The organism is Paeniglutamicibacter gangotriensis Lz1y, from assembly GCF_000348945.1.
Lineage (GTDB): Bacteria > Actinomycetota > Actinomycetes > Actinomycetales > Micrococcaceae > Paeniglutamicibacter > Paeniglutamicibacter gangotriensis.
Map to the genome: position 1 here is coordinate 1 of NZ_AOCK01000018.1, position 4,455 is coordinate 4,455.

Here is a 4,455-nt window from a genome sequence, read left to right on the forward strand (position 1 = left end):
TACTGGTAACGCCCGCTATTCAAGTGGTCTGTATTCATGTGGCGTCCCGGCTGTGGCCGATGGGTCATGGGCCCCTGCTGCATAGCCACTCCAGGGTGATCCTGCTTCGGCGGCGATCCTGGTGGTGCTGGTGTGGTGGTAGCCCAGGGCTTGGGCAAGGACAGGTGCCGGGATCTGGAGCGCAAGGTGTCGTATCGCGGAGATTCGTCCACGTTGGGGCGGGATGCCTAGTTTGTGAAGGAAACTGAGAAGCGTGGACTGGTGAAGGGGTTCTCCGGCGCGGTGCCCCGGGAACAGCCAGCAAGATCCGGGATTTGTTGCCGAATCCATGTGGGGGCGGTTTGCCACATAATCATGCAAGATCCGGGCCAGCGGTTCGGGTACCGGCGTCGGCGGATCTCCCAGACGAATGTGTGATCGCACCCATCACGGAATATCCACCGTCCGTCGCCGGGTGAAACAACCCGTGGCCAGATGACTGTTGCCCTATCTCCCGTACCATGAGACAGGGCAACCAAAAGTCACGCAGAAGCTTTACAGGCCCGCGTAGGAGTGCAGACCGTTGAAGTAGATGTTCACGATGGTGAAGTTGAAGACGATGCAGAGGTAGCCGATGATGCTCAGCCAGGCCGAGCGGGCACCGGTCCAACCGCCGGTGGCCCGGGCGTGCAGGTAGCCTGCGTAGACCACCCAGATGACGAAGCTCCAGACTTCCTTGGTGTCCCAGCCCCAGTAGCGGCCCCATGCGGCCTCGGCCCAGATGGCGCCGGCCATGACGGTGAACGTCCACATCACGAACGCCACGGCGTTGATGCGGTACGCAAAGTTTTCCAGGGCAGCTGCACTGGGGACCAGCCGCATGAACGGAATCTTATCGGTCTTGCCTGCAGCCAGCGCATCGATCCTGGCGTGTTGCACCAGCTGGAGCACGTTCATCGCGAAGGTGATGGTAAACAGCGACGCGGCGAGCACCGCGATGGAGACGTGGATAATCATCCAGTAGCTCTGCAGGGCGGGCACCAGGTGCGCAACCGGGGTTGGGAAGCCCATGGTGGCCCCGCACAGCATCACGGTGACCAGGCCGATGACGAAGGTGCCCATGAAGCGCAGGTCCTTCTTCAGCAACACGAGGGAGAATACGAGCGCCACCAGGAAGGATCCGGTGGAGAGGAACTCATACATGTTGCCCCACGGCACCCGGTTTGCCGCGATGCCGCGGGCGACCACGGCAAAGCCCTGCATGAGCACGCCCAGCCAGGTCAGGGAGACCGCGACCTTCGCCACCATGCGCTTCGCGGAGACGGCGGTGTAGTCCATGGAATCATTGACCAGTTCGTTCGCCGATCCGCCCGGTGGCGGTGCATCGATTGCCCCGGCCGCAACCAGGACCTGCTTTTCAGCGGCAAGGGTGGCGGCATCGATCTCCTGGATGAGCTTGCTTGATTTTGCAACGTCCCAGGCGAACGCGATGAAGGCCGCCGCGTAGACCATCGCGGCAAGCAACATGAACAGGTCGCTGTACTGTCCCAGTGCCACGTTAATCGTGGGCAGGTCGTTTTCCATAGGGTCTCCTAGACTTCGATCCGGCTGGTCCCGGTGAATTCGCGCTCAAGAAACGTGCGAAGCTCCCGGACTTCCTGGCTGGAAGCGCCGTAGCGGACTAGCTGGACGTGCGCTTCATAACGTCTTTAAGGTGTTTGGCTGCGGTTTTTCGTTTCGTGACGAGGCTCAGGGCTTCCAAACCATGAGCACGACGACGGCGATGAGAGCGATGCTGGCAATTCCAGAACTGATACTCGCCTGCATGTAGCTGCTGGTTCGCCGCCCGTCGTAGCGCGTAAAAGCTGGGACGACGACCGCGAGGGTCAGGAGCAGCGCAACTAAATAAAGTATGACGGAGGCCAGCACCCATGGGGTGGTTACGGATAGACCCCATTTCTCCCCGACCATGCCGAGGATGCCGAACCCGGTGATAAAAGCGATCAGTGAAAGGTAGCTGAGGAGCCGAATACTGCGCGCCGAAGCGTGGACGCGCACGGTGTCACCGCCGCGCAGACTGCGAAGCGTTGACATTGGCATAATCGCCATCGGTCCGACGATGAAAACCGCGGCGGCAATATGGAGCACAGCGAAGACAGTGTTCATTATGAATTCCTTTGTTTGGGCCTAGCAGGTAGTTCCACAGAACGATAAGAAGCGTTCATGGGCCTGTTTAGCTGGCTGCTGATGTAAGCGCATGCTCACGGGTTTCCCCAGCCGCGCAAATAAGCATCTTGGTATAGGGGCTGGGTTGGCTACGCGGGGCGATTTGTCATTATTCACCGGGCGCGGCGAGGTCACCGCCGGTCAGATCGGTGTGCACACTGTAAGTGCTCAGACTACTGCTCACTAGCGGGACCCGTCCCGGCCAGGGATGTGCCGCCCGGAAGGCAGAGGATTCCAGATACGCTCGGTAAGCGTCCTCGCTTTCGAATTCGAGGGTGGACACATACCCGTGGCCTGTTTCCCTCGGGGCAAGCAAGCTCGCTCGTAGCAAACCGGGTACCCCGGGCAGGGTCGCGCGCATACTTTGTGCGAAGGCCGATTCAAACTGGGCTTGGTTCATCTCGTCCACGACGAGCTCATTAGCGACGATAAACATGGGTTTGTCCTTTCTATATTTCAACCGGTCTACATATCCGCGGCACGACACGAATTACCCATCGACGGGGTAATTCGCACTATCTGTTCGGTCCGCCGCGATCCGGGAGTAGTAACTCGGCTTTAAGAACTTGTAAGGGGTTTAGCTCTGTCCGCCTGGGGGGCCGATGATGAGTAGGGTGCCCATGATGACGACAACGGTCAGCAAGGACGTGCCACCTAGTAGTGCAGGTCGACGAAGCATCCAGCGCAACAGCCTGCTTACCAGGGTGTGGTCCCGCGGATCAGCCGTGGCCGAACGCCGCCAATCACCGTCGAGTTTCCCGCTTCGATCCATTTTCAGATCGAAAGGAACAGTGGCGTATGGGAGCACTGCGGTAGCCACAGCCAAAGTGATGAGCCGCTTCGACCAATACTGGTTCACACCCACTAGCCCGGCGGCCAACGCATAGCTGATGAAGACGAAACCGTGGATTGACCCGGCAATCTGCACCGGCAGGTCTCCCGCATGAAAGACATATTTAATCACCATGGCGATGATCAGCAAGGTCCAGGTAACGGCCTCTGCAAAGGCCAGAGACCGGTATAAAGAGCGTGGAGACATGTGAAATTTAAGTCCTTGGGTTTGATTGCTTGAAGATGCGTACGAAGGATGAATGATGGAGGGGCCCTGGTCAGGGGACATGGATGGTGGAGAGCCCGTTCATGATCAGTTCGCAGGCGATAACGCTCAACTGTGCCGCATCGGCACCGCGACCAATCTGCCGTGTAGCGCCGTCGATGATTCCCTGAATCATGGTCGCGTGCGTTTCGGGGTAGGGCACTTCGAGAAAGACCAGACTCTGCAACAGCGGTTTGGTGAGTTCAATGTGCAGGTCCCGGAACTTCGCGCGCTGCGCGTCCGTGAAGTCCACTTTTTCCAACGCCACGGCAATATCATGCTTGCCCTCGCCCACCATCGTAAGTGTCCGCGAAATGTAGGCATGTAGCTGCGGCCAGCCCGGATCAGCGCTATCGACAGCGGCTCGGACTTCACGAGCCCATTCACCAAATTCCCGGACGGCAACCTCGGCTAACAAATCACCGGAGGAGCCGAAGTACTCGTAGACGCTGCTCCTAGCTAGACCTACCGAGTTGCCGACTCTGGCCAACATGCTGCTTGCGGCACCCCCGTTGCGCAAGTCGCTACTGGCAGCAGCCACTAGCGCGGCACGGCGTTTTTCACGGTGTTCCATGTTCATGGTCTTTCATCAACTCCTAACCGACACAGTGTCGGTTCGTGGTCAGTCTAGCACCCACCGACACCGTGTCGGCAAACTCGATCGCCTCGCAGTCACCAAAATACCGCTTACAACAATGGGGCGATGGGATCCGCGAAATGGAACAAAGACAACCCTCAGGGCATCTGCTCACTGGTCAAACTCCGGACACAGTACCGTTGCGAGCGAAGGCAAGGAATAACGAAGCCGGTCCGTGCTTTAGCTCAATGGCAGGGCGACATGACAACACTGAGAGAAGGTTCCTTCGGTGGCGTTGGTAGCCGCGACTCCCAAAAGGCAGATACTGTGGGCACCCGTCAGCGCAGCATCTAAAGCCAGTGATGTCCCGCGCTCATAGCAGTTGCTAGCCTGTTGCGCTTATTAAGCTTTTGCTACGCCACAACGCCACTGCAGCATTTAGGGTATCCATTCGCCAGAGCAGTAGGGTGTTCTCGGTGAGGCATTGATTCTGATTGCGCAGCCATACCCCAGAGAATGCTCATGCTTGGTAGCGTAAGTCTTGTATTGAGGCATGTGCCCTGTCGAAGCAACAAAA

At 58.4% G+C, this 4,455-nt stretch carries 5 protein-coding genes; all 5 read right to left on the minus strand.

Annotated features, from left to right (window positions below; genetic code table 11):
• Nucleotides 1-534: 534 nt before the first annotated feature.
• The 5 genes from ccsB to ADIAG_RS20605 all read right to left on the minus strand — a co-directional run bounded on the left by ccsB (nt 535) and on the right by ADIAG_RS20605 (nt 3,881).
• On the minus strand, nt 535-1,563 hold the full coding sequence (gene ccsB, locus ADIAG_RS19700; protein ID WP_007273219.1) for a c-type cytochrome biogenesis protein CcsB: 1,029 nt from the start codon (nt 1,561-1,563) through the stop codon (nt 535-537).
• Nucleotides 1,564-1,728: 165 nt separating this feature from the next.
• On the minus strand, nt 1,729-2,145 hold the full coding sequence (locus ADIAG_RS19705; protein WP_007273220.1) for a DUF2269 family protein: 417 nt from the start codon (nt 2,143-2,145) through the stop codon (nt 1,729-1,731).
• A 169-nt stretch (nt 2,146-2,314) separates the two neighbouring features.
• Nucleotides 2,315-2,641: an antibiotic biosynthesis monooxygenase family protein gene (locus ADIAG_RS19710; protein ID WP_007273221.1), complete on the minus strand. Its 327-nt coding sequence runs from the start codon at nt 2,639-2,641 to the stop codon at nt 2,315-2,317.
• Between the two features lie 141 nt (nt 2,642-2,782).
• Nucleotides 2,783-3,244: a DUF3817 domain-containing protein gene (locus ADIAG_RS19715; RefSeq protein ID WP_007273222.1), complete on the minus strand. Its 462-nt coding sequence runs from the start codon at nt 3,242-3,244 to the stop codon at nt 2,783-2,785.
• Nucleotides 3,245-3,314: 70 nt separating this feature from the next.
• Complete coding sequence (locus ADIAG_RS20605; RefSeq protein WP_007273223.1) at nt 3,315-3,881, minus strand: TetR/AcrR family transcriptional regulator; 567 nt, start codon at nt 3,879-3,881, stop codon at nt 3,315-3,317.
• Nucleotides 3,882-4,455: the final 574 nt, after the last annotated feature.

Excerpts from the sequence above, each read along its gene's own strand:
- ADIAG_RS20605 (WP_007273223.1), bottom strand. The coding sequence starts at position 3,881 with ATGAACATGGAACACCGTGAAAAACGCCGTGCCGCGCTAGTGGCTGCT.
- ADIAG_RS19715 (WP_007273222.1), bottom strand. The coding sequence starts at position 3,244 with ATGTCTCCACGCTCTTTATACCGGTCTCTGGCCTTTGCAGAGGCCGTT.
- ccsB (WP_007273219.1), bottom strand. The coding sequence starts at position 1,563 with ATGGAAAACGACCTGCCCACGATTAACGTGGCACTGGGACAGTACAGC.
- ADIAG_RS19705 (WP_007273220.1), bottom strand. The coding sequence starts at position 2,145 with ATGAACACTGTCTTCGCTGTGCTCCATATTGCCGCCGCGGTTTTCATC.
- ADIAG_RS19710 (WP_007273221.1), bottom strand. The coding sequence starts at position 2,641 with ATGTTTATCGTCGCTAATGAGCTCGTCGTGGACGAGATGAACCAAGCC.